Source organism: Sphingomonas sp. SP6 (genome assembly GCF_058313435.1).
The window spans coordinates 598,876-619,406 of record NZ_JBZFLG010000001.1 but is presented as its reverse complement, the minus strand read 5'-3'; the positions used below and the strand labels follow the sequence as shown (position 1 = coordinate 619,406).

The following is a 20,531-nucleotide window of genomic DNA, read 5'->3' as shown; positions in this document are numbered from 1 at the left end:
GGACCGTTAGCGCTTCGTAACGGTCCGTGCCAAGCGCGCGGCGGTCTCGCCCGAGCGGAGCGCGCCCTCGATGGTCGCGGGAAGCCCGGTCGCGGTCCAATCCCCGGCGAGGATCAGGTTGCGCCAGTGCGTCCTCGCGACCGGCCTGCGGGCGTTCTGCGCCGGGGTCGCGGCGAAGGTCGCACGCTTTTCCTTGACGATCTGCCATGCCGGGATCGGCGCCGTGAAGCCGTAGGCGCGCTGGATCTCCGCCCAGAACGTCGCCGCCAGCTCGGCGCGGTCGGTGTCCACCATCCGGTCGGCGGCGCTGACCGTCACCGAGATGCGGTCCGGAAAGGCGAACAGCCATTCGGACGCCGCCCCGGTCACCCCCAGCATCCGCGGCGCGTCCCCGGGCGGCGTGATCGCGAAATGCGCGTTGACGATCGCCCGGTGCTCGTCGGGGACGGTCAGCCCTGGCGTCAGATCCGCGGCGACCCAGGCGGGAACGGCGAGCACCACCGCCCCCTCGATCGGCTCCGGGCCCTGCCCGAAGTCGAGCGACGTCACGACGTCGCCCTCGGACCCGATCGCCCGCAATCGCTTGCCCAGCGTCAGCGTCGCGCCCTTTGCCTCGAGCCAGCGCACCGCCGGCGCGACGAAGGCGGCGGCCAGCGTCGGCTCGGCAACCAGCGGCCGCATCGCCCGTCCGCCCTTCGCCACCGTCTCGCGCAGCACCGCCCCCGCCAGCGACGACGACCCCTCCGCAGGATCGGTGTTGAGCGCGGCGAGGAGTACCGGCGCCACGAACCGCTCCCAGGCGCGTCCCGCCGGCCGCAGCCGCGCGTCGATCCGCTTGTCGCCCGACCCGAGCAGGCGGGCGAGCGACAGATAATCCCGCGCGCGCGTGCCCGGCACGCGCCGGGCGGGGGCGAACAGCCACCACGGCAGCGGCCCATCGTTGATCCGCACCGTCCAGCGGTCGCCGCTCGGCAGATCCATGAACGCGAACGCCGCCTCGTCGGGACCGGTCAGCGCCCCCGTCGCGCCGATCGTCGCCCGGTACCGCGCCACCGCCTCGTTGCCGGACAGCACCAGGTGATTGCCGTTGTCGATCGTCAGCCCGAGCTGGGGATCGTGATACGATCGGCACCGTCCCCCCGCCTGCGCCGCCGCTTCGATCAGGCGCACCGGCACGCCCGCCTCGACCAGCCGCACCGCCGCCGACAGGCCGGCGAGGCCCGCCCCGATCACCGTCGCGCGGGCCGTCATCGCTTGAGCGCGAACCACGCCACGGCGAACAGCAGCGCCGCCTTGTTGACGCCGATCCGGCGACGCGGCGGCGTCCAGCCCTGCGCCTCCATCCGCCGCAGCACCTTGGCGTAGGCGAACTCCATCAGCCGCGGCGCGATCAGATGTCCCTTGGGGCGCCGTGCGAGGATCGCGTTCGCTTGAGCATAGTGCTCGCGCGCGATCGCCGCGAGCGGGCGGCACGCGCCGTCGATATTGGGATGATTCACCACCTCGTCTGGCGTGGTGAAAGGGATCCCCGCCGCACTCAGATGCTCCCCCGCCAGATAGACCCGTCCGATCGCGGCATCTTCGTCCAGATCGCGCAGGATGTTGGTGAGCTGGAGCGCGCGGCCGAGATGGTGCGCCAGCGCGCGGCCGGTCTGATCCTCCATTCCGAACACACGAACCGACAGTCGCCCCACCGCCGAGGCGACACGGTCGCAATACAGATCGACCTTCGACAGCGGCTTCCAACGAATGTCCTCGGCGACGTCCATCGCCATGCCGTCGATCACCGCCACGAAATCGGCATGGTCGAGCGCGAACGCCGTGACGTGCGGGCGAAGGAACTCGGCCTGCCCCGCGGCCGCGCCCACGTACAGCGCGTCGATGTCGCGCCGCCACTGGTCGAGCGCAGCGGCGCGGTCGGCGCGAGTCCCCGGCAGGTCGTCGGCGATGTCGTCGACGATCCGGCAGAAACCGTAGATCGCGTACATCGCCTCGCGCTCCGCCTTCGGCAGCACGCGCATTCCCGCGTAGAAGGAGGAGCCGGAGACCTGGCTCTGGAGCGCGGCAGGGGTCGTCTCCGGGTTCATCGCCCCGCCCAATAGCCCAGCACCGCCCGCGCGGCGAGCCACGCCGCCTCGCCGCGGCGATGATGGACGCGCTCGGCGAGGGGATCGTGTCGCGACAGCCGCTCGCGGAGATCCTCAGCGAGCCGCTGGATCACCGCGACCTCCGCCCCCAGCCGCCGGTCGCGGATCGCGCGCGCGAAGCCCGCGCTCTCGGCGAGCAACCCGCCTGTCCGCTCCGCCAGCGCCGCGATCGCCGTGCGCAACTCCGGCGTCGCACGGTCGGCTCCCAGCACCGCTGGATCGGGTAGCGTGTCTTCGGGAAGATAGACCCGGTCGAGCGCGCGGTAATCCTTTCCGCAGTCCTGGAGGTGGTTGATCACCTGGAGCGCGGCGCAGAGCGCATCGTTCGCGGGCCACAGCGCCCGGTTCTCGCCGTGGACGTCGAGCACGAAACGCCCGACCGGCATCGCAGAATAGCGGCAGTAGCGCATCAGCGCATCCCAATCGGGATAGCGCCGGATCGTCACGTCCTGGACGAAGGCGTCGAGCAGATCGTGTGCGTGCTGGGGGTCGAGTCGCCGCTCCGCCAGCACTCGGCCCAGCGCGCATGCGACCTCGTCGTCGCCCTGTCGGCAAAGGCCGCGGCGCATCTGCGCCAGGCGCGACAGCTTCTCGCCCGCGCTCGCCGCGGGATGATCGGCGACGTCGTCGGCGGCGCGTGCGAAACGGTAGAAGGCCATGATCGGCGCGCGGTGCTCCGCCTTCAGGATCCAAGACGCGACGGGGAAGTTCTCGTCGCGGTGTCCCTTGCCGGATGAAAGCGAAGCGGCGGTCACGGGCGCGCCATCGCCTGTGCGCGCCCCTTCCACAGGCCCCCGCGCCCTTGCCGATGTTGCCAGGCGGAGAGCAGGGTGCAGCCGGCGTAGAAAGCGGCGATCAGCGGCAGCGCCGCGCCCCACAACGGCGACCGACGGTAGAAGCGCAGGATCGGCTGGAAGGCGAGCGCCATCAGCGCCCACGCGGCGAGGCCCGCACCTCGCGCGCCGCCGCTTCCCGCAAGCGCCAGCGTCGGCGGCACGGCATAGACCAGCGCGAGCCCTGCGATCGTCCCCGCCAGCAGCCACGGGCTGTAGCGCAGTTGCGCATAGGCGGACCGGCTGATCATCGCCGCGATCGCGCCTGCGGTCTCGTAGGGCCGGATGCTCCGCGAACGCTCGGTCAGCCCCAGCCACACCCGTCCGTGCCGCTTCAGCAGGGCTCCGACCGCGCAATCGTCGATCAGCGCGCCGCGGATCGCGCCGACCCCGCCCGCCCGCTCCAGCGCATCGCGGCGCACCAGCATGCATCCCCCCGCTGCCGCGCCCACGCCTTTTGCGGAGTTCACGCGAGCAAACGGGTATAACATCATGAAGAAGAAGATGAACGCCGGCACCAACGCTTTCTCGGCGGCGGTGTCGCAGCGCAGCTTCGCCATCGACGAGACCAGCACCCGCCCCTCGTGCTCGGCGCGGGCGACGAGCGCGCGGAGCGTGTCCGGCGCATGCTCGATGTCGGCGTCCGTCAGCCAGAGATAGGCCGGCGCCCCCGCCGCGGCGACGCCTTGCGACAGCGCCCAGAGCTTGCCCGTCCACCCAGCCGGGAGCGGCGCACCGGTGCGGACCTCGCCGCGCCCGCGCAGCGCCGCGCGCGCGACCGCGCCGGTGCCGTCGCTGCTGCCGTCGTCGACGACGATCACGCGAAACGCGCCCGGATAGTCCTGCGCCGCGAGGCTCGCCGCGGCGCGCGCGATCACGTCCGCTTCGTCGCGCGCGGGGACGACGGCGACCACATCCGGCCAGCGGGCCGGCGGGGGCAGGACCGCAGAGTCACGCTCGCGCGCAAGCCAGAAGCCGCTGTGGGCGGCGAGCAGCCCGACCCAGATCGCAAGCGAGATCAGCCCCAGCGCGATCACGCCACCATGCCTTGCGTGCGGAACCAGTCGATCGCGTCCGCCAGCGCCGCGCGATAGTCTCGCGTGGCGTAGTCCAGCTCTCGCGTGGCCTTCGCCGAGGAATAGAACATGTGGTGACGGGACATGCGCAGCCCGTCGAGGGTCAGGAAGGGATCCTTCCCCGTCATCCGCGCCAGTTGCTCGTTCGCCCAGGCGAAGGGATAGAGCGGTGCGCGGGGCAGCGCGATGCTGGGCGGCTTGCGCCCGACGATCCGCGCGACATCTGCCAGCATCGTCCCCAGCGACACGTCCGCACCGCCCAGGATGTAGCGTTCGCCGATCCGCCCCTTCTCCAGCGCCAGGACATGCCCCCGCGCGACGTCGTCGACATGGACCAGGTTGAGCCCGCTGTCGACGAAGGCAGGCATCCGACCCGACGCGGCCTCGACGATGATCCGGCCGGTCGGAGTCGGCTTGACGTCGCGCGGGCCGATCGGAGTCGACGGGTTGACGATTACCGCCGGCAGACCGTCGTCCGCGATCATCGTCTCGACCAGCCGTTCGGCGATCACCTTCGATCGCTTGTACGCGCCGACCACGGTCTGGGGCGTCGCCGCCCGCGTCTCGTCCGCGGCGCCTGTGGGATCGGGAAGCAGAGTCGCGACGCTGCTGGTGTGGACCACCCGGTCCACCCCCGCCGCAAGCGCGGCCGCCATGACGTTGCGCGTGGTCGCTTCGTTGTTGCGCACGATCTCCTCCGGATCGCGCGCCCAGATCCGATAATCGGCGGCGACATGGATCACCGCGGCCGCGCCCGCGGTCGCGCGCCGAACCGCCGCCGCATCGTGCAGATCCGCCTCCGCGAGATCGCCCGGAAACCCGATGAGATTGGCACGGTCGCTCGACGCCCGGGCGACGCCGCGCACCGCATAGCCGGCCGCGGCGAGCGCGCGCGCGACGGCGGAGCCCAGGAAACCGCTCACCCCGGTGACCAGCACCGGCCGCCCCGTCGCTTGCACATCCCCCGGCATCGCCCGCGCTTTCGTCGCTCGCGCCGCGTCGCGCAACCCCGCGCAGCGCTCGGGCGTAGTGCGCCTGATGCCAGGACCCTCGCTCTTTACGCCGCTCGTCGTCGGCGGCCTTCCGCTCGCCAACCGCATCGTCATCGCGCCGATGTGCCAATATTCGGCCCAGGACGGCTGCATGACCGACTGGCACCTGATCCACCTCGGGCAGCTCGCGCTGTCGGGCGCGGCGCTGTTGACGATCGAGGCGACCGCGGTCCTCCCCGAAGGAAGGATCAGCTACGCCGACGTCGGCCTGTACGACGACGCGACGGAGGCGGCGATGGCCCGGGTGCTCGACTCGGTCCGGCGCTGGTCGCCGATGCCGGTCGCGATCCAGCTCAGTCATGCCGGACGCAAGGCCTCGACCGACCTGCCGTGGCGGGGCGGCAAGCAGATCGCCCCCGACCACCGACATGGATGGCGAACGGTCGCGCCCTCCCCCTACCCCTTCAGCTCGGGCGATGACGCGCCCCAGGCACTCGACCGCGCCGGCATGGACCGCATCCGGGACGCCTTCGCCGCCGCAGCCGTCCGCGCTGCCCGCCAGGGCATCGACGCGGTCCAGATCCACGCCGCGCACGGCTATCTGCTCCACCAGTTCCTGTCGCCGCTCTCGAACCGGCGTGACGACGATTACGGCGGCTCGCTCGAGAACCGCCTGCGCTTCCCGCTCGAGGTGTTCGACGCCGTTCGCGCCGCCTATCCGGCCGATCGGCCCGTCACCGTCCGCGTGTCCGGAGCGGACTGGGTGAAGGGCGGCTGGGACGCGGATCAGACCATCGCCTTCGCCCAGGCGCTGGAGGCGCGGGGCTGCGCCGCGATCCACGTCTCCAGCGGCGGGCTCGATCCGCACCAAGCGATCCCCGTCGGCCCGAATTATCAGGTGCCGCTCGCGCGCGCGGTGAAGCAGGCGGTGTCGATCCCGGTCGTCGCGGTCGGTCTTATTACCGATTTCGAACAGGCGGAGGCGATCGTCGGCACCGGCGACGCCGATCTCGTGGCGCTCGCCCGGACGATCCTCTACGATCCGCGATGGCCGTGGCACGCCGCCGCGCACCTGGGCGGGCACGTCCATGCGGCGAACCAATATCTTCGCTCGCAGCCGCGCCGGCACCGCGATCTGTTCGACGTCGCCGGCTGATGGCGGCTGCGCCCACGCCATGGTGGCGGCATGGCGTCATCTACCAGATCTATCCGCGGTCGTTCCAGGATTCCGACGGTGACGGGATCGGCGACCTCGCGGGCGTAGAGCGCCGGCTGGATTTTGTCACCGCGCTCGGCGTCGACGCGATCTGGCTGTCGCCGATCTTCCCGTCGCCGATGGCGGACTTCGGCTACGATGTCGCCGATTATACCGACGTCGATCCCCTATTCGGCAACCTCGCCGACTTCGATCGCCTGCTCGCCGCTGCCCATGCGCGCGGGCTCAAGATCCTGCTGGATTTCGTCCCGAACCACAGCTCCGACCGGCACCCGTGGTTCGTCGAGAGCCGCACCAGCCGGACCAGCCCGAAGCGTGACTGGTACATCTGGCGCGATCCCGTTCCCGATGGCGGCCCGCCGAACAACTGGATCAGCGACTTCGGCGGCTCCGCCTGGGAGTGGGATGGGACGACCGGACAATATTACCTGCACGCCTTCCTGAAGGAGCAGCCCGACCTCAACTGGCGCAACCCGGAGCTGCGCACGGCGATGTTCGACGTGCTGCGCTTCTGGTTCGATCGCGGGGTCGACGGGTTCCGGATCGACGTGCTGTGGCATATCGTGAAGGCCGAGGGATTGCCCGACAATCCCGCCAACCCGGCCTGGACGCCGCTCGTCCGCGACCGCGACCGGCTGCTCCAGCATCACTCGACCGACCAGCCCGAGGCGCACGCGATCTCCGCCGAGATGCGCGCGATCGCAGATGCTTATGGCGATACGCTGCTGGTGGGTGAGATCTTCCTCCCAAACGACCGCCACGCCCGATGGTACGGCCCCGCCGAGCGCCCGCAGGTCCACCTGCCGTTCAATTTCCAGCTGATCGAAACGGCCTGGAACGCGGCCACGCTCCGCGCCATGATCGCCGCATACGAGGCGAGCCTGCCGCCGCACGGCTGGCCCAATTGGGTGATCGGCAGCCACGACGCCCCCCGCATCGCCGCGCGGATCGGAGAGGCGCAGGCGCGCGTCGCGGCGATGCTGCTGCTGACGCTCCGCGGCACGCCCACGCTCTACCAGGGCGACGAGCTCGGCATCGGCCACGTCCCGATCCCGCCCGACCGCATCCGCGACCCGCAACATTTCCGCCAGCCCGAACTCGACATCGGGCGGGACCGATCGCGGACGCCGATGCCGTGGGACGCGACGCCGAACGCCGGGTTCAGCGCGGTCGAGCCCTGGCTCCCGCTCAACCCCGACTGGCCGACCCGCAACGTCGCCGCGCAGGCGGCGGAGCCGCAATCGATGCTCACCCTGTATCGGCATCTTCTCGCGCTCCGCCGCGGCTCGCCCGCGCTCGCGCTCGGCGACTTCGCGCTGGTCGACGCCGCCCCCGACGTGCTCGCCTACGAGCGACGGCATGGCAGCCAGGCGGTGCGCGTGGCGCTCAACCTGTGCGACCAGCCCCGCCCCGCCCCGTTCGGCGGCGAAGTGCTGGCCTCGACGCTGCCGCTGCGCCACATGGACGGAACGCTCCTCCCGAACGAGGGCGTGATCCTGGGGTGAGACGCCAATGAAGATCGCCATGCTCGCCCCGATTGCGTGGCGCACCCCGCCCCGCGCCTATGGCCCGTGGGAACTGGTGACCTCGCTGCTTACCGAGGCGCTGGTCGAACGCGGCGTCGACGTCACGCTGTTCGCGACCCGCGACAGCCTGACCGCCGGCGCGCTCGCTGCCGTCGTTCCGGCGCCGTACGAGGAAGACCCGAGCGTCGATGCGAAGGTCTGGGAGTTTCGCCACCTCGCGCATCTGTTCGAGCAGGCGGACCGCTTCGACCTGATCCACAACCAGGCCGATTTCCCCGCCCACGCATTTTCGCGGCTCACCTCCACGCCGATGGTCACGACGATCCACGGCTTCTCGTCAGACCGGATCCTGCCGATGTACGAGCCCTATCAGGACCACGTCCATTTCGTCGCGATCAGTGCCGGCGACCGCCATCCGCGGCTCCGCTATGCCGCGACGATCCACCACGGCATCCGCGTTGCCGAGTTCGACTTCGATGCAGAAGGCGGTGACAACCTTCTGTTCTTCGGCCGGATTCACCCGGACAAGGGCGCCAAGGAGGCGATTGCCGCCGCGCGCGCGAGCGGTCGTGCGCTCGATCTTTACGGCATCGTCCAGGACCAAGGCTATTACGAGCGCGAAGTCGGCCCGGCGCTGGACGGCCGCATCCGCTACCACGGCCCGGTCGGCGGCGACGCCCGCATCCGCGCGCTCGGCTCCGCGCGCGCGCTCCTCCACCTCATCAACTTCGCCGAGCCGTTCGGCCTCTCGGTGGTCGAGGCGATGGCGTGTGGAACCCCGGTCATCGCCAACCGCCGCGGTTCGATGCCCGAGCTGATCGAAGACGGGGTCACCGGCTTCCTGGTGGACTCGGCGGAGGAGGCTGTCGCCGCGATCGACCGCATCGGCGATCTGGACCGCGCGACCGTCCGCGCCCGCGCGGTCGAACGGTTCGGGGTCGATCGGATGGCCGACGAGTATGTCGCGCTTTACCGACGCATCCTGAGCGCGTGAGCCGCCGCTAGACTGCGTTCTGCTCGCACGTCGTGTCCGCGGCGGCCTGCTCGTCGCGGCGGTCAAGCGGTTCGGCGGTCGCGATGCGGTGAGCGACGGCGGGGGCGAGCTTCAGGATCATGCCGGCGATCGCATCTCCGGTGTCGCTCCCCTCCGAGAACCGAGTGCAGAAGGCGAGCTTGAGGACGAGGATGCGACGTTTCTGATCGAACACCCGCCAGACCGAGTCGATCTCACCCGCCACGCGCTGCCGGGCGGTCTTGCCGACCTTCAGCCCCATCCACGGCACGCACGCTCTGATCTTCGCGCGCTCGACGGTTACCGTGATGCGAAACGGCGTCCTCACCTCGCGATCGAAGTCGTCCTCGCTGGTGATCTTGGCGTCGATCCCAGCCTCGTGCATCGCCGCGGAGAGTCGGTCCGTGAGCTTCCGCCGATCGGGCGAAACGTCGTTCCAGCGCAGCTTGCCGGCAGGTGTGCAAAGCAGTCCCGAGCGGCGGGCCCCGACGACGGTTTCGGCGGTCAGATCGTAGTTAACCTCGGCAACGGTGAACCGCGGTCGCGGAGCTTCGCCGCTCGCGGCTCCGGCCAGGCCCAAAAGCGCGCAGCAGAGGAACTGGCGCAGGTTCGGGATCATTCGCGTCCCCCTATCCCAGCGCCTTCTTCACCAGCTCGTTGACCACCCCTGGGTTCGCCTTGCCCGCCATCGCCTTCATCGTCTGGCCGACGAAGAAGCCGAACAGCGCCACCTTGCCGCCGCGATACTGCTCCAGCTGATTTGGATTCTTCGCCAGCACCTCCGCGATCACCGCCTCGATCACGCCGGTGTCGCTCGTCTGCTTGAGCCCGCGCTCCTCGACGATCCTGCCCGGCGAGTCGCCGGTCTCCAGCATCGCCTCGAACACCTGCTTGGCGATGGTGCCGGAGATCGTTCCGTCGGCGACCAGCGCCAGCAGCTCGGCGGCCTGCCCCGGCGTGACCGACGACGCCTCGATCGCGACGCCGAGCCGGTTGAGCGCACCGAACAGCTCGCCCGTCACCCAGTTCGACGCTGGCTTGGCGTCGACCCCGGCGTCGAGCAGCGCATCGAACCAGCGCGCGGTCTCGACCTCGGCGGTCAGCACCGCGGCGTTGTACGGGGTCACGCCCGCGGCGACGTAACGCGCGCGCTTGGCGTCCGGAAGCTCGGGAAGCGACGCGCGGCATTCTTCGAGGAAGGCTTCGTCGAGTTCGAGCGGCAGCAGGTCGGGATCGGGAAAGTATCGGTAATCGTGCGCGTCCTCCTTCGACCGCATCGACCGCGTCGTCCCGGTGTCGGGATTGAACAGGCGCGTCTCCTGAACGATCTTGCCCCCCGCCTCCAGCACCTGGACCTGCCGCTTCGCCTCATGCTCGATCGCCTGCATGACGAAGCGGATCGAGTTGACATTCTTGGTCTCGGTCCGCGTCCCCAGCTCGTCGCCGGGCTTGCGGACCGAGACGTTGACGTCGGCCCGCATCGAGCCCTGGTCCATGTTCCCGTCGCACGACCCGACATAGCGCAGGATCGCGCGCAGCTTGGTCAGGTACGCGCCGGCCTCGGCGGGCGAGCGCATGTCGGGCCGGCTGACGATCTCCATCAGCGCGACGCCCGAGCGATTGAGGTCGACATAGCTGCGGGTCGGGTGCTGGTCGTGCATCAGCTTGCCGGCGTCCTGCTCGACATGGATGCGCTCGACACCGATCGTCTTCTCCGCGCCATCGACTTCGACGTCGATCCCGCCCTCACCCACCAGCGGGTGATAGAGCTGCGAGATCTGGTAGCCCTGCGGCAGATCGGCGTAGAAATAGTTCTTTCGGTCGAACCGCGACCAGCGGTTAATCTTCGCGTCGATCGCCATGCCGGTGCGCACCGCCTGGCGGATGCACTCGCGGTTGGGGACCGGCAGCATTCCCGGCATCGCCGCGTCGACCAGCGAAACCTGGGTGTTCGGCTCCGCCCCGAACGCGGTCGCCGCGCCCGAGAACAGTTTCGCGTTGGAGGTCACCTGGGCGTGGACCTCCAGCCCGATCACGACTTCCCAGTCGCCGGTTTCGCCCGTGATGCGGTATGCGGATGCGTCTGCCATCTGTCCCGCCTATCGCGAGCGTCGGCTCGGCTCAAGCGCCGGGCTTCGCCGACAGGAGGGCTTCGCGTCTCACGACCTGCCGGTGATGGACGAAGACGATCGCGGTCAGCAGTCCGTCGGTCGCGACCAGCATCGCATACCAGCACACGAACATGACCTTCAGGATCGGCAGTTCGAACCCCAGCGCCCGCGCCGCGTCGAGCGAGAGCGCCGCCGCCACCGCGCCCGTCGCCAGAAAGCCGAGGCCCAGCCCGAAATGCTTACGCAGGACCACCAGGTTGCCGATGCACAATCCGCCGATGAACACCCCGATCAGGACGAAGAAGCCGGCAAGCGTCCACACGTCGAACGGCTTGTCGTCGATCGCGGCGAGCACGGTGCCGATATAGGCGGACAGGATCGCCCCGAACGCGATGTTGAGCGCATTCTGTCCTTCGGTCAGCGTCGCCACGAGGCGCTTTCCGAACTCGCGCTCCTTGCGGGAGATCGCGGCCTTCTCGCGGATGATCTTACGTGCTTCCCGCATCTGGTTGCCGGTCAGCAGCGTGCCTTCGCGCGCGGGCGGGACCTCGGCCGGGGCGGGCGGTGCGGTCGCGGCGCGGTGCCGGCGCTTGATGCGCGCCTGCTTGGCCGCGGATCGCCCCTTGTCGGAACCTTGCTTGGCCAGGTTGATCTTGCGCGCGCTCGAGCCCGACTTCCCGCGCGGTTTCGAGTTTTCGTCGGCCTCCCCCGATCCGGAACGGGAGCGCGTCTCGCCGCCGCCGTTCCGGTGGGTGGTCACCACCAGGCGTCGGGCCTGGCGGTAAAGCCCGCGCGTTCCTCGATCGCGAGCGCGGCGTTCAGTACGCCCTGCTCATCCAGGGGGCGGCCGATGATCTGCAGCCCCAGCGGCAGCCCGGCCGCATCGACCCCGCCCGGGACCGACATCGCCGGCAAACCCGCGAGGCTCGACGGCACGGTGAAGACGTCGTTCAAGTACATCGCCAGCGGATCGTCCGACTTGTCTCCCAGCGCGAAGGCGGCGGACGGCGCGGTCGGGGTCAGCAACACGTCGCACTTGTCCCAGGCCTGCTCGAAATCGCGCGCGATCAGTGTGCGGACCTTCGATGCCTGCGTGAAATAGGCGTCGTAGAAGCCGGCCGACAGAACGTAGGTGCCGATCAGGATGCGCCGCTTGACCTCCTCGCCGAAACCGTCGGCCCGGGTCGCGGCGTACATGGCCTGGAGGTTCGCCCCGTCCGGCAGGTCGCGCAGCCCGTACCGTACCCCATCGTAACGCGCGAGGTTCGACGAGGCTTCGGCCGGGGCGATGATGTAATAGGTCGGCAGCGCATATCTGGTATGCGGCAGCGACACCTCGACCACCTCGGCGCCGGCGTCACGAACCCAGGCGACGCCCTGCTGCCACAGCGCCTCGATCTCGGGCGGCATCGGATCGACGCGATATTCCTTCGGGATGCCGACCCGCTTGCCCTTGAGGCTCGCATTCAGCCCCGCCTCCCACTTCGGCACGGGAAGATCGAGCGAGGTCGCGTCCTTCGGATCGAACCCCGCCATCGCCTCCAGCATGATCGCGCAGTCGCGCACGTCGCGCGCCATCGGGCCGGCCTGGTCGAGCGAGGAGGCGAAGGCGATGACGCCCCAGCGCGAGCATCGCCCGTAGGTGGGCTTGATCCCGCTGATCCCGGTGAAGGCGGCGGGCTGACGGATCGAGCCGCCGGTATCGGTCCCGGTCGCCGCCGGGGCGATCCGCGCGGCGACGACCGCCGACGACCCGCCCGACGAGCCGCCGGGCGCGAGCGGCGCGTTGCCGCCGTCACTCCGCCGCCACGGCGAAACGACGTTGCCGAAGGCGCTGGTCTCGTTCGACGAGCCCATCGCGAACTGGTCCATGTTGAGCTTGCCCAGCATCCCCGCGCCGCCATCCCACAGGTTCTGCGAGACGGTCGACTCATAGTGCGGGGTGAAGCCCTCCAGGATGTGGCTGGCCGCGGTCGCCGGGACACCCTTCGTGCAGAACAGGTCCTTCATCCCGATCGGCACGCCGGCGAGCGCCCTTGGCGCATCACCGGCGGCGCGTGCCCGGTCCGCGGCATCGGCGGCGGCGAGCGCATGTTCGGGGGTCTCGACCAGGAAGGCGTTCAGCGCCTTGGCGCCCGCGACCGCGGCGTTGAACGCCTCGGCTACCTCGCGCGCGGAGAAGGTGCCCGCGCGTACGCCGTCGCGGAGCTGGCGGACGCCCAGATCGGTGATCGCGGTCATTATTCGATCACCTTGGGAACCGTGAAGAAGCCGTGTTCGGCCTCGGGAGCGTTGGCGAGCACCGCATCGCGGACGCCGCCGCCGGTCAGCGGGTCGGCGTTCGCGACGTCGTCGCGCAGCCGCAGCCGGTTCGGGATCACCGCGGTCATCGGCTCGACACCGGCGGTGTCGACCTCGCCCAGTTGCTCGACCCAGCCGAGGATGTTGTTGAGCTCGGGGACGAGCCGCTCGGCGGCGGCGTCGTCGATCGCGATGCGGGCGAGGCTCGCGACCTTCTTCACGGTGATGGTGTCGACGGACATGGGCCGGGGCGCTACCGCGGGCGGGCATGGCCCGCAAGTTCCTCTACGTCGTCGCCGCGTTGATCGCGCTCGTGATCGCCGGCGCGTTCGCCTATCGCATCTGGGGCAATCAGCTGCTGCGGGCCGCCTTCGTCCCCACCGCCGCTTTCGAGGCGCAGGCGGCCGTCCGCGCCGAGGCGTACCGCGACCCGAGGATGTGGTTCGCCCGGCCCGAGATCGCACGCAGTCCCGTGTTGTGGACGCCCGCCGGCTACATCCGGACCGCCGGCTCGGGTCCGGCGGTGTTCTTCATCCACCCGACCTCCTATCTCGCGCGCGATCACTGGAACGCGCCGCTCGACAATGTAGAGGCGAACGACCGGGCCGCCTTGTTCCTCCGCGGCCAGGCGAGCGCGTTCAACGCGGTCGGCGACATCTGGGCGCCGCGTTACCGCCAAGCCGCGTTCGGCTCGTTCCTGACGACCAAAGCCGAGGCGGCGAAGGCGTTGTCGCTCGCTTACGGCGACATCCAGGCGGCGTTCACCGCCTTTCTCGCGCAGATCGGCCCCGACCGCGCGATCATCCTCGCCGGGCACAGCCAGGGCGCGCTCCACCTCACCCATCTCTTGAAGGACCGGATCGCCGGCACCCCGCTCGCGAAGCGGATCGTGGCGGCCTACGTGGTCGGCTGGCCGGTGTCGCGCACGACCGACGTCGCCGCGCTCGGGCTGCCCGAATGTGCGCGCGCCGACCAGTCCGGCTGCTTCCTGTCGTGGGAGACCTTCGCCGAACCCGCCGACGAGTCGCTGATCCTCGACGCCTACGATCAGACGATCGGCTTCGACGGCCGGCCCCGCCGCGGCACCCCGCTGGTCTGTACCAACCCGCTCACCGGCGCGGCGAACGCCGCGGCTCCGGCCGCGGCCAACGCCGGCACGCTCTTCCCTGCGAAAGACCTGTCGTCGGCCACCCTCGAACCCGCCCGCGTCGCCGCGCGGTGCGGCGGGCGCGGGTTCCTGCTGATCGGCGAAGGGCCGGACGTCGGTCCGTACGTGCTGCCCGGCAACAATTACCACGTCTACGACTACAGCCTGTTCTGGCGGAACGTGCGGGACGACGCGGCTCGCCGCGCCGCGACGTTCGCCCGGCGATGATCACGCTGGCGGTCGCCGAGTTCCGGGAGTCGTTGCCGGCGGGGGGTCGCCTGCTCGGGCTCGACGTCGGCACCAAGACGATCGGCACCGCGCTCTGCGATGCCGGCTGGACCTTCGCCAGCCCCGCGCTGCTGATCCGCCGCACCAAGTTCACTAGGGACAAGGAGGCGCTCGCCACGCTGATTGCAACCCAGGCGGTGCGCGGGTTGGTGATCGGCCTGCCCATCAATCTGGACGGCAGCGAAAGCCCGCGTAGCCAGTCGACCCGCGCGTTCGCCCGCAACGTCGCCGACCTGGGTCCGGTTCTGCTGTGGGACGAACGCTGGTCGACCGTCGCCGCAGAGCGCGCGATGATCGACCAGGATCTCAGCCGTGCGAAGCGCGCCGAGCGGATCGACAATCATGCCGCCGCGGTCATCCTCCAGGGCGCGATCGACGCGCTGACGATGGCGTGAGCCGTCAGACCGCCATCAGGGTCTCGGCGTATTTCTCCGCCTTGGCCTCGAACAGCTCGCTGGGTGTGAACCGCCGGGCAGTCAATCGCAGCGGCTGAAGCCCCGCCAGCTTGTACGCGCCGACCTTCGTCTCTTTCGGCGGCTTGCCGTCGCGCTCGAGCACGACGCCGTCGACGTAGAGTTCGCCGTGCTTGGTGTAGAGCACATGCGGCGCCATCACGATCTCGCCGCGGTTGTAGGTCGCGGCGACCGCGAGTCGCTTGACGATCGCTTCAAGGATCGTCGGGGCGGCGCCGGGCGCCGGCTGGGCGAGCACGCGGTCCTCGTCGGTGTTGAGCTTCATCTTGTCAGAGTAACTCATCTGCTGCATCGCAGCAAGAACCCGTCGCGGAGACGCGCGTTCCACGCAACCGCGCGCGCGTTGGTCGGTTTGCCCTCAATGAACACCGCTCCGTCGTCCGACGGCCTTCCCTTCCCCCGCCGGGCCTATGCCATCGCCGCCATGTCGTTCGGCTCGGCGCTCGTCATCATCGACGGCGGCGTCGCCAACGTCGCGCTGCCGACGATCGCGCGCGATCTGCACGTCGCGCAGAGCAGCGTCGTGGCGATCGTCACCGTCTATCAGGTCATGCTGGTGATGCTGATGCTGCCCTTCGCGGGCTTGGGCGAGCGGATCGGGCTCAAGCGCGCGTATCAGGGCGGGCAGCTGATCTTCACGGTCGCGACGCTGCTCTGCTTCTTCGCCAAGAGCCTGCCGTTCCTGCTGATCGTGCGCGCGGTGCAGGCGATCGGCGCGGCGGGGGTACTGGGCGTCGCCTCCGCGCTGATCCGCCAGATCTATCCCAGCAACCAGCTCGGGCGCGGGCTCGGGATCAATTCGGTAGTGGTGACCAGTTCGGCGGCGATCGCCCCGACGATCGGCGGGCTCGTCCTCGCGGTCGCGCCTTGGCCCTGGGTGTTCGCCAGCGCGGTGCCGTTCGCCCTCCTCAGCCTGGCGTTCGGCCGGGCGATTCCCGATCCCGCTCCCCGCTCGACCCACTTCGACCTTCCCGGCGCGGTCATGTGCGCGGCGATGTTCGGGCTGATCATCGGCGGGCTCGAAAGCATGGTCCACGGCGACAGCCCGGTCGTCTCCGCCGCGATCGTCGCCGTAGGCGCGGCGGTGGGCCTCTTCTTCGTCCGCCGAGAACTGGGCGAGCCCGCGCCGATCCTGCCGGTCGACCTGCTCGCGCGACCCGTGGTGGCGCTCTCCACCTTCGGGGGCTTCGTCGCGTTCACCGCTTCGATGACGCTGCTGGTCTCCACTCCGTTCCGCCTTTCCGCGCTGGGCTTCTCCGCCGCCGCGATCGGCGCGGCGATCGCGCCGTGGCCGATGACCAACATGGTCGTCGCCCCGCTCGCCGGCTTCCTGTCGGACCGGATCCCCGCCGGGCTGATGGGCGGCATCGGCATGGCGGTGTCGATCGCCGCGCTGCTGCTGATCGGCTTCCTACCCGATCACCCGACCTGGTTCGACATCGCCTGGCGCATGGCGCTGTGCGGTTCGGGGTTCGGGACCTATCTGCCGCCGAACGCGCGCCTCATCATCGGCTCCGCCCCGCGCGAGCGCGCCGCCGCCGCGGGCGGCCTCGTGTCGACGGTTCGGCTCACCGGCCAGACGACCGGGGCGACGCTGGTCGCGGCGCTGCTGATGCTGGGCGTCGGAACCGGACGGACGCCCGCGTTCGTCGCCGCAGGGCTCGCGCTGATCGCGGGCGTGTGCAGCCTCGCCCGCCTGCGCCCCTCGATCCGCAATCCGTCGGTGGACGAGACCCGCGACGACATGCCCGCCCTCCGCCAGGCGCGCTAGAACGCCCCGGCGGCGGATCGGCGTCCCGCTTAGCTCACATGGCGTCGTGGAACGCCTTCCACCCTGCATCGCCGCCATGCGTCGCCGTTGTCCTGATGGCTGTCCTCGACGACCATCCGCCGCCGCGGCGACGAGAGGCGGGTACGTATCCGCACAGACCCGCGAGGGGGCAGGAACGACGCCGGTGTCGGCCCGTTCGGTGGACAACGCCATCTCTCAAGGAAATGACTCATGCCCTACGTCAAGACGCGCGACGGCACCGATCTCTACGTCAAGGACTGGGGCTCCGGCCGCCCCGTGGTGCTGATCCACGGCTGGCCGCTGTCCAGCGACAGTTGGGACGAGACCGGGGTCGCGCTCGCCAACGCGGGCTTCCGCGCGATCGCCTACGATCGTCGCGGGTTCGGCCGGTCCGGCCAGCCGTGGAGCGGATACGATTACGACACATTGGCGGACGACCTCGCCGATGTCATGGACGCCGCGGGCGCACGCGAGGACGCGACCCTCGTCGGCTTCTCGATGGGCGGCGGCGAGGTCGCGCGCTACATGAGCCGGCACGAGGGCAAGGGCGTGGTCGCCGCGTCGCTCGTCGCCTCGGTCGTCCCGTACATGCTCAAGACCGAGGACAATCCGCACGGCGTGGCGGCGGAGGATCTGGCGCAGATCGGCAAGGGGATCGAGGATGACCGCCCGGGGTTCTTCAAGTCGTTCTTCAGGAGCTTCTACGGCGTCGGCATGCTGAGCAAGCCGGTCAGCGACGGGCGGCTCGACTGGGCCTGGACGGTGGCGATGCAGGCGGGATTGAAGCCGACGCTCGCCTGCGCGGAGAGCTTCGGCCACACCGATTTCCGCCCGGACCTCCCCGCCTTCCGGGTACCGACGCTGGTCGTCCACGGCACCGGGGACGCGACGGTCCCGATCGACACCTCGGGCCGCGCCGCCGCGAAGGGCATCGCCGGGGCGCAGCTCGTCGAATATGACGGTGAACCGCACGGCCTGACGGTCACCGCCGGCGATCGCTTTAACGACGACCTGCTCACCTTCCTGGGGCGCTGACCCACCTGCAATCCCTCCCCGGTCGTGCTAAGGCGCGGATCGGGGAGGATCACGCATGATCGCACGGGTGATCGGCATGGGGATGGCGGCGCTGGCGGCGGTCTCGGGGGTGGGGCATGCGCCCGCGCTCGAGACGGGTGCGGTCACGCGAGGCGAGCATCTGGCGACGGTGATGGGTTGTACCAGCTGCCACGGCAAGAGGCTCGACGGCCACCTGTTTGAGGAAGACCCGAAGTCCGTCGTCGCATGGAGCAGCAACCTTTCGCGCATCCTGCCGCGCTGGTCCGATCGCCAGATCGAGACCGCGCTCAGGGTGGGAAAACGCCCGGACGGATCGGCGCTCTGGTTCATGCCCACCTTCGCCCATGCGCGCCTTTCCCGGCGCGACATGGCGGCGCTGATCGCCTGGTTGCGGACCGTCCCGCCGACGGGCGTCGATCACCCGCGCAAGCGGCCCGGTCCGGGCTTCGCCAGGATGGTCGCCGCCGGCTACTCCGATTCCGCCGCGCAAGCGCAGCGGGTCGCCGGCCGTCTGCCGTTCGACGCGGGCCCCGCTCATGCGCGCGGCCGGTACCTGGCCTCGCTCACCTGCGCGGAGTGCCACGGACCCGATCTCAAGGGCGCGCGCGACCCCCATCCCGGCGACCCGCCCGATCTCGCCATCGCCGCCGCCTATGAACCCGCGGCATTCGCGCGGCTGCTCAAGACCGGGCTCAAGCAAGACGGCCGGCCTGCGAACGAGATGAGCGAGGAAGGCCCGAAGAGACTGAGCGCGCTTGCCCCGCCGGAAGTCTCGGCGATCCGCGCCTATCTGGTCGCCCGCGCGGCCGCGGCGACGGTCACTTCGGCACCGGCAGGATCACTTCGTCGGGATGCGCGACATTGAGTTCCTTGCGGACCAGCTCGTCGACCAGATCGGGGTTCGCGTGCCGCGGATCGAGCAGCGCCACGCGGTTGCGCAGGACCTCGCGCCGCGCTTCGAGCGCAGCGAGCTGCTGCTCCTTCTTGCCCAGCTGCCGGTGATAGTCGCCATAGGCCAGCGCCCCGTTCGTGCCGATCACCGCATAGGCGCCGAAGAAGCCCATCAGCGCCAACGCCGCCGCCGGCATCATCGCCCGCCGCAGGACCGCGCGCACATCGGTGGCCTTCTTCCCCATGGAAACGCATGTAGCGCCGACGACTCGCCGGAATCAAACGGATTTAGCGCATCCGCAGCACATCGCGTCCGGCATAGCGGGCGACGGCGCCCAGTTCCTCCTCGATCCGGATCAGCTGGTTGTACTTCGCCAGCCGGTCCGACCGCGCGAGGCTGCCGGTCTTGATCTGCCCGCAATTGGTCGCGACGGCGAGGTCGGCGATCGTCGCATCCTCGGTCTCGCCCGAGCGGTGCGACATCACCGACGTATAGGCCGCCCGCGACGCTACCGCGATCGCATCCAGAGTCTCGGACAGCGTGCCGATCTGGTTGACCTTGACGAGCAGCGAGTTCGCCAGCCCCTTGGCGATCCCCATGCGCAGCCGTTCGGGGTTGGTCACGAACAGATCGTCGCCGACCAACTGGACCCGCGATCCCAGCTTGTCGGTCAGCGCCTTCCAGCCCTCGAGATCGTCCTCGGCCATCCCGTCCTCGATCGACAGGATCGGATAGCGGTTCGCCAGGTCGACCAGATAGTCGGCCATCGCGCCGGGCTCGAGCGTCAGCCCCTCGCCGGAGATCTCGTACCTGCCATCCCGGAAGAACTCGGTCGCCGCACAGTCGAGCGCGAGCATCACGTCGTCGCCCGGCGTATAGCCCGCCTTCTCGATCGAGCGCATGATGAAATCGAGCGCGTCGGTGGTGCTCGCCAGGTTCGGCGCGAACCCGCCCTCGTCGCCCACCGCGGTCGACAGCCCCTTGTCGTGCAGCCCCTTCTTCAACGTGTGAAAGATCTCCGCTCCGCAGCGCACCGCCTCGGCCAGCGTCGGCGCGCCGACCGGCATGACCATGAATTCCTGGAAGTCGATCGGGTTGTCGGCGTGTTCGCCGCCGTTGATGATGTTCATCATCGGCACCGGCAGCACGTGCGCGTTGACCCCGCCGACATAGCGATAGAGCGGCATCCCGCGCGAGTCCGCCGCCGCTTTCGCCGCGGCGAGGCTGACGCCCAGGATCGCGTTCGCGCCCAAGCGGCTCTTGTTCGGCGTTCCGTCCAGGTCGATCAGCGCCAGGTCGAGCTCGCGCTGGTCCTCGCCCTCCATGCCGACCACGGTCTCGGCGATCTCCGAATTCACCGCGTCCACCGCGGCGTCGACGCCCTTCCCGCCCCAGCGGGTCTTGTCGCCGTCGCGCCGCTCGACCGCCTCGTGCGCCCCGGTCGACGCGCCCGAAGGGACTGCCGCCCGGCCGAACGCGCCGTCCTCCAGCATCACCTCCACCTCGACGGTCGGGTTCCCGCGGCTGTCGAGGATCTGACGGGCGTGGAGGTCGATGATTGCGGTCACGGAACGATCCTTCTAGCTCGGGAACGGCGAGCCTCTATCCGGATGGAAGCGGGCTCGCAAATCGGACGGAACCGGAGTGGGAAGCCGCCGGTTCTCTGCGC

Annotated in this window: 21 protein-coding genes; 8 read left to right on the top strand and 13 right to left on the bottom strand. The window is 70.1% G+C overall.

All coding sequences use genetic code 11. The features are described 5' to 3' along the window. Positions 1-6: 6 nt before the first annotated feature. From hpnE to hpnA, 5 genes are read right to left on the bottom strand one after another with little or no spacing between them, the layout of a single operon-like run. Entirely contained in the window at positions 7-1,251 is a 1,245-nt protein-coding gene (gene hpnE, locus AC4GYY_RS02990; RefSeq protein WP_491118685.1) for a hydroxysqualene dehydroxylase HpnE, read from the bottom strand. Beyond that, the gene (gene hpnD / locus AC4GYY_RS02985) at positions 1,248-2,087 is read right to left on the bottom strand and encodes a presqualene diphosphate synthase HpnD (RefSeq protein ID WP_491118683.1); all 840 of its coding nucleotides are present in this window, start codon (positions 2,085-2,087) and stop codon (positions 1,248-1,250) included. Before hpnD ends, hpnE begins: the two co-directional genes overlap by 4 nt. After that, the gene (hpnC, locus tag AC4GYY_RS02980) at positions 2,084-2,902 is read right to left on the bottom strand and encodes a squalene synthase HpnC (RefSeq protein ID WP_491118681.1); all 819 of its coding nucleotides are present in this window, start codon (positions 2,900-2,902) and stop codon (positions 2,084-2,086) included. Before hpnC ends, hpnD begins: the two co-directional genes overlap by 4 nt. Continuing rightward, positions 2,899-4,017, bottom strand: coding sequence for a glycosyltransferase (locus tag AC4GYY_RS02975; protein ID WP_491118679.1), 1,119 nt, complete (start codon positions 4,015-4,017; stop codon positions 2,899-2,901). Before AC4GYY_RS02975 ends, hpnC begins: the two co-directional genes overlap by 4 nt. Further along, the gene (gene hpnA, locus AC4GYY_RS02970; RefSeq protein WP_491118677.1) at positions 4,014-5,027 is read right to left on the bottom strand and encodes a hopanoid-associated sugar epimerase; all 1,014 of its coding nucleotides are present in this window, start codon (positions 5,025-5,027) and stop codon (positions 4,014-4,016) included. The genes AC4GYY_RS02975 and hpnA overlap by 4 nt, the downstream gene beginning before the upstream one ends. 67 nt (positions 5,028-5,094) lie before the next feature. Here hpnA and AC4GYY_RS02965 point away from each other — a divergent pair, with 67 nt between their 5' ends. From AC4GYY_RS02965 to AC4GYY_RS02955, 3 genes are read left to right on the top strand one after another with little or no spacing between them, the layout of a single operon-like run. Further along, on the top strand, positions 5,095-6,204 hold the full coding sequence (locus AC4GYY_RS02965; RefSeq protein WP_491118675.1) for an NADH:flavin oxidoreductase/NADH oxidase: 1,110 nt from the start codon (positions 5,095-5,097) through the stop codon (positions 6,202-6,204). After that, positions 6,204-7,769, top strand: coding sequence for an alpha-amylase family glycosyl hydrolase (locus tag AC4GYY_RS02960; protein WP_491118673.1), 1,566 nt, complete (start codon positions 6,204-6,206; stop codon positions 7,767-7,769). The genes AC4GYY_RS02965 and AC4GYY_RS02960 overlap by 1 nt, the downstream gene beginning before the upstream one ends. A 7-nt stretch (positions 7,770-7,776) precedes the next feature. Next, the gene (locus AC4GYY_RS02955) at positions 7,777-8,784 is read left to right on the top strand and encodes a glycosyltransferase family 4 protein (protein WP_491118671.1); all 1,008 of its coding nucleotides are present in this window, start codon (positions 7,777-7,779) and stop codon (positions 8,782-8,784) included. 7 nt (positions 8,785-8,791) lie between these two features. On the opposite strand, the gene AC4GYY_RS02950 is transcribed toward AC4GYY_RS02955, so the two are convergent. The 5 genes from AC4GYY_RS02950 to gatC are packed head-to-tail and all read right to left on the bottom strand — an operon-like array spanning position 8,792 to position 13,456. Beyond that, complete coding sequence (locus tag AC4GYY_RS02950; RefSeq protein WP_491118669.1) at positions 8,792-9,421, bottom strand: hypothetical protein; 630 nt, start codon at positions 9,419-9,421, stop codon at positions 8,792-8,794. Positions 9,422-9,431: 10 nt separating this feature from the next. Beyond that, positions 9,432-10,892 carry an Asp-tRNA(Asn)/Glu-tRNA(Gln) amidotransferase subunit GatB gene (gene gatB / locus AC4GYY_RS02945; RefSeq protein ID WP_491118667.1) on the bottom strand — a complete coding sequence of 487 codons (1,461 nt, stop codon included), beginning with the start codon at positions 10,890-10,892 and terminating at the stop codon, positions 9,432-9,434. A 31-nt stretch (positions 10,893-10,923) separates the two neighbouring features. Continuing rightward, entirely contained in the window at positions 10,924-11,673 is a 750-nt protein-coding gene (locus AC4GYY_RS02940) for a hypothetical protein (protein ID WP_491118665.1), read from the bottom strand. Next, complete coding sequence (gene gatA, locus AC4GYY_RS02935; protein WP_491118663.1) at positions 11,670-13,154, bottom strand: Asp-tRNA(Asn)/Glu-tRNA(Gln) amidotransferase subunit GatA; 1,485 nt, start codon at positions 13,152-13,154, stop codon at positions 11,670-11,672. Before gatA ends, AC4GYY_RS02940 begins: the two co-directional genes overlap by 4 nt. After that, positions 13,154-13,456: an Asp-tRNA(Asn)/Glu-tRNA(Gln) amidotransferase subunit GatC gene (gene gatC, locus AC4GYY_RS02930; protein WP_491118661.1), complete on the bottom strand. Its 303-nt coding sequence runs from the start codon at positions 13,454-13,456 to the stop codon at positions 13,154-13,156. The genes gatA and gatC overlap by 1 nt, the downstream gene beginning before the upstream one ends. A gap of 26 nt (positions 13,457-13,482) precedes the next feature. Here gatC and AC4GYY_RS02925 point away from each other — a divergent pair, with 26 nt between their 5' ends. Together AC4GYY_RS02925 and ruvX are read left to right on the top strand one after the other, a co-directional pair. Beyond that, positions 13,483-14,589 (top strand): DUF3089 domain-containing protein, encoded by a 1,107-nt coding sequence (locus AC4GYY_RS02925; protein WP_491118659.1) that lies wholly within the window; start codon positions 13,483-13,485, stop codon positions 14,587-14,589. After that, the gene (gene ruvX / locus AC4GYY_RS02920) at positions 14,586-15,044 is read left to right on the top strand and encodes a Holliday junction resolvase RuvX (RefSeq protein WP_491118657.1); all 459 of its coding nucleotides are present in this window, start codon (positions 14,586-14,588) and stop codon (positions 15,042-15,044) included. The genes AC4GYY_RS02925 and ruvX overlap by 4 nt, the downstream gene beginning before the upstream one ends. A 4-nt stretch (positions 15,045-15,048) precedes the next feature. Here ruvX and AC4GYY_RS02915 read toward each other — a convergent pair whose 3' ends face one another. Next, complete coding sequence (locus AC4GYY_RS02915) at positions 15,049-15,387, bottom strand: hypothetical protein (RefSeq protein ID WP_491118655.1); 339 nt, start codon at positions 15,385-15,387, stop codon at positions 15,049-15,051. A 96-nt stretch (positions 15,388-15,483) separates the two neighbouring features. Between AC4GYY_RS02915 and AC4GYY_RS02910 the strand changes: the two genes are divergently transcribed. The 3 genes from AC4GYY_RS02910 to AC4GYY_RS02900 all read left to right on the top strand — a co-directional run bounded on the left by AC4GYY_RS02910 (position 15,484) and on the right by AC4GYY_RS02900 (position 18,835). Next, a complete protein-coding gene (locus AC4GYY_RS02910) occupies positions 15,484-16,893 on the top strand; it encodes an MFS transporter (protein WP_491118653.1) in 1,410 nt (469 codons plus the stop codon). A gap of 231 nt (positions 16,894-17,124) precedes the next feature. Further along, positions 17,125-17,949 (top strand): alpha/beta fold hydrolase, encoded by an 825-nt coding sequence (locus tag AC4GYY_RS02905; RefSeq protein WP_491118650.1) that lies wholly within the window; start codon positions 17,125-17,127, stop codon positions 17,947-17,949. A gap of 55 nt (positions 17,950-18,004) precedes the next feature. Next, positions 18,005-18,835 (top strand): c-type cytochrome, encoded by an 831-nt coding sequence (locus AC4GYY_RS02900; protein ID WP_491118648.1) that lies wholly within the window; start codon positions 18,005-18,007, stop codon positions 18,833-18,835. Here the strand turns inward: AC4GYY_RS02900 and AC4GYY_RS02895 are convergent. Both AC4GYY_RS02895 and eno read right to left on the bottom strand, forming a co-directional pair. Then, positions 18,789-19,106, bottom strand: a complete 318-nt coding sequence (locus AC4GYY_RS02895) for an FtsB family cell division protein (protein WP_491118646.1) — start codon at positions 19,104-19,106, stop codon at positions 18,789-18,791. The two genes, AC4GYY_RS02900 and AC4GYY_RS02895, sit on opposite strands and share 47 nt — an antisense overlap. Before the next feature lie 43 nt (positions 19,107-19,149). Further along, positions 19,150-20,430, bottom strand: coding sequence for a phosphopyruvate hydratase (gene eno / locus AC4GYY_RS02890; RefSeq protein ID WP_491118644.1), 1,281 nt, complete (start codon positions 20,428-20,430; stop codon positions 19,150-19,152). Positions 20,431-20,531: the final 101 nt, after the last annotated feature.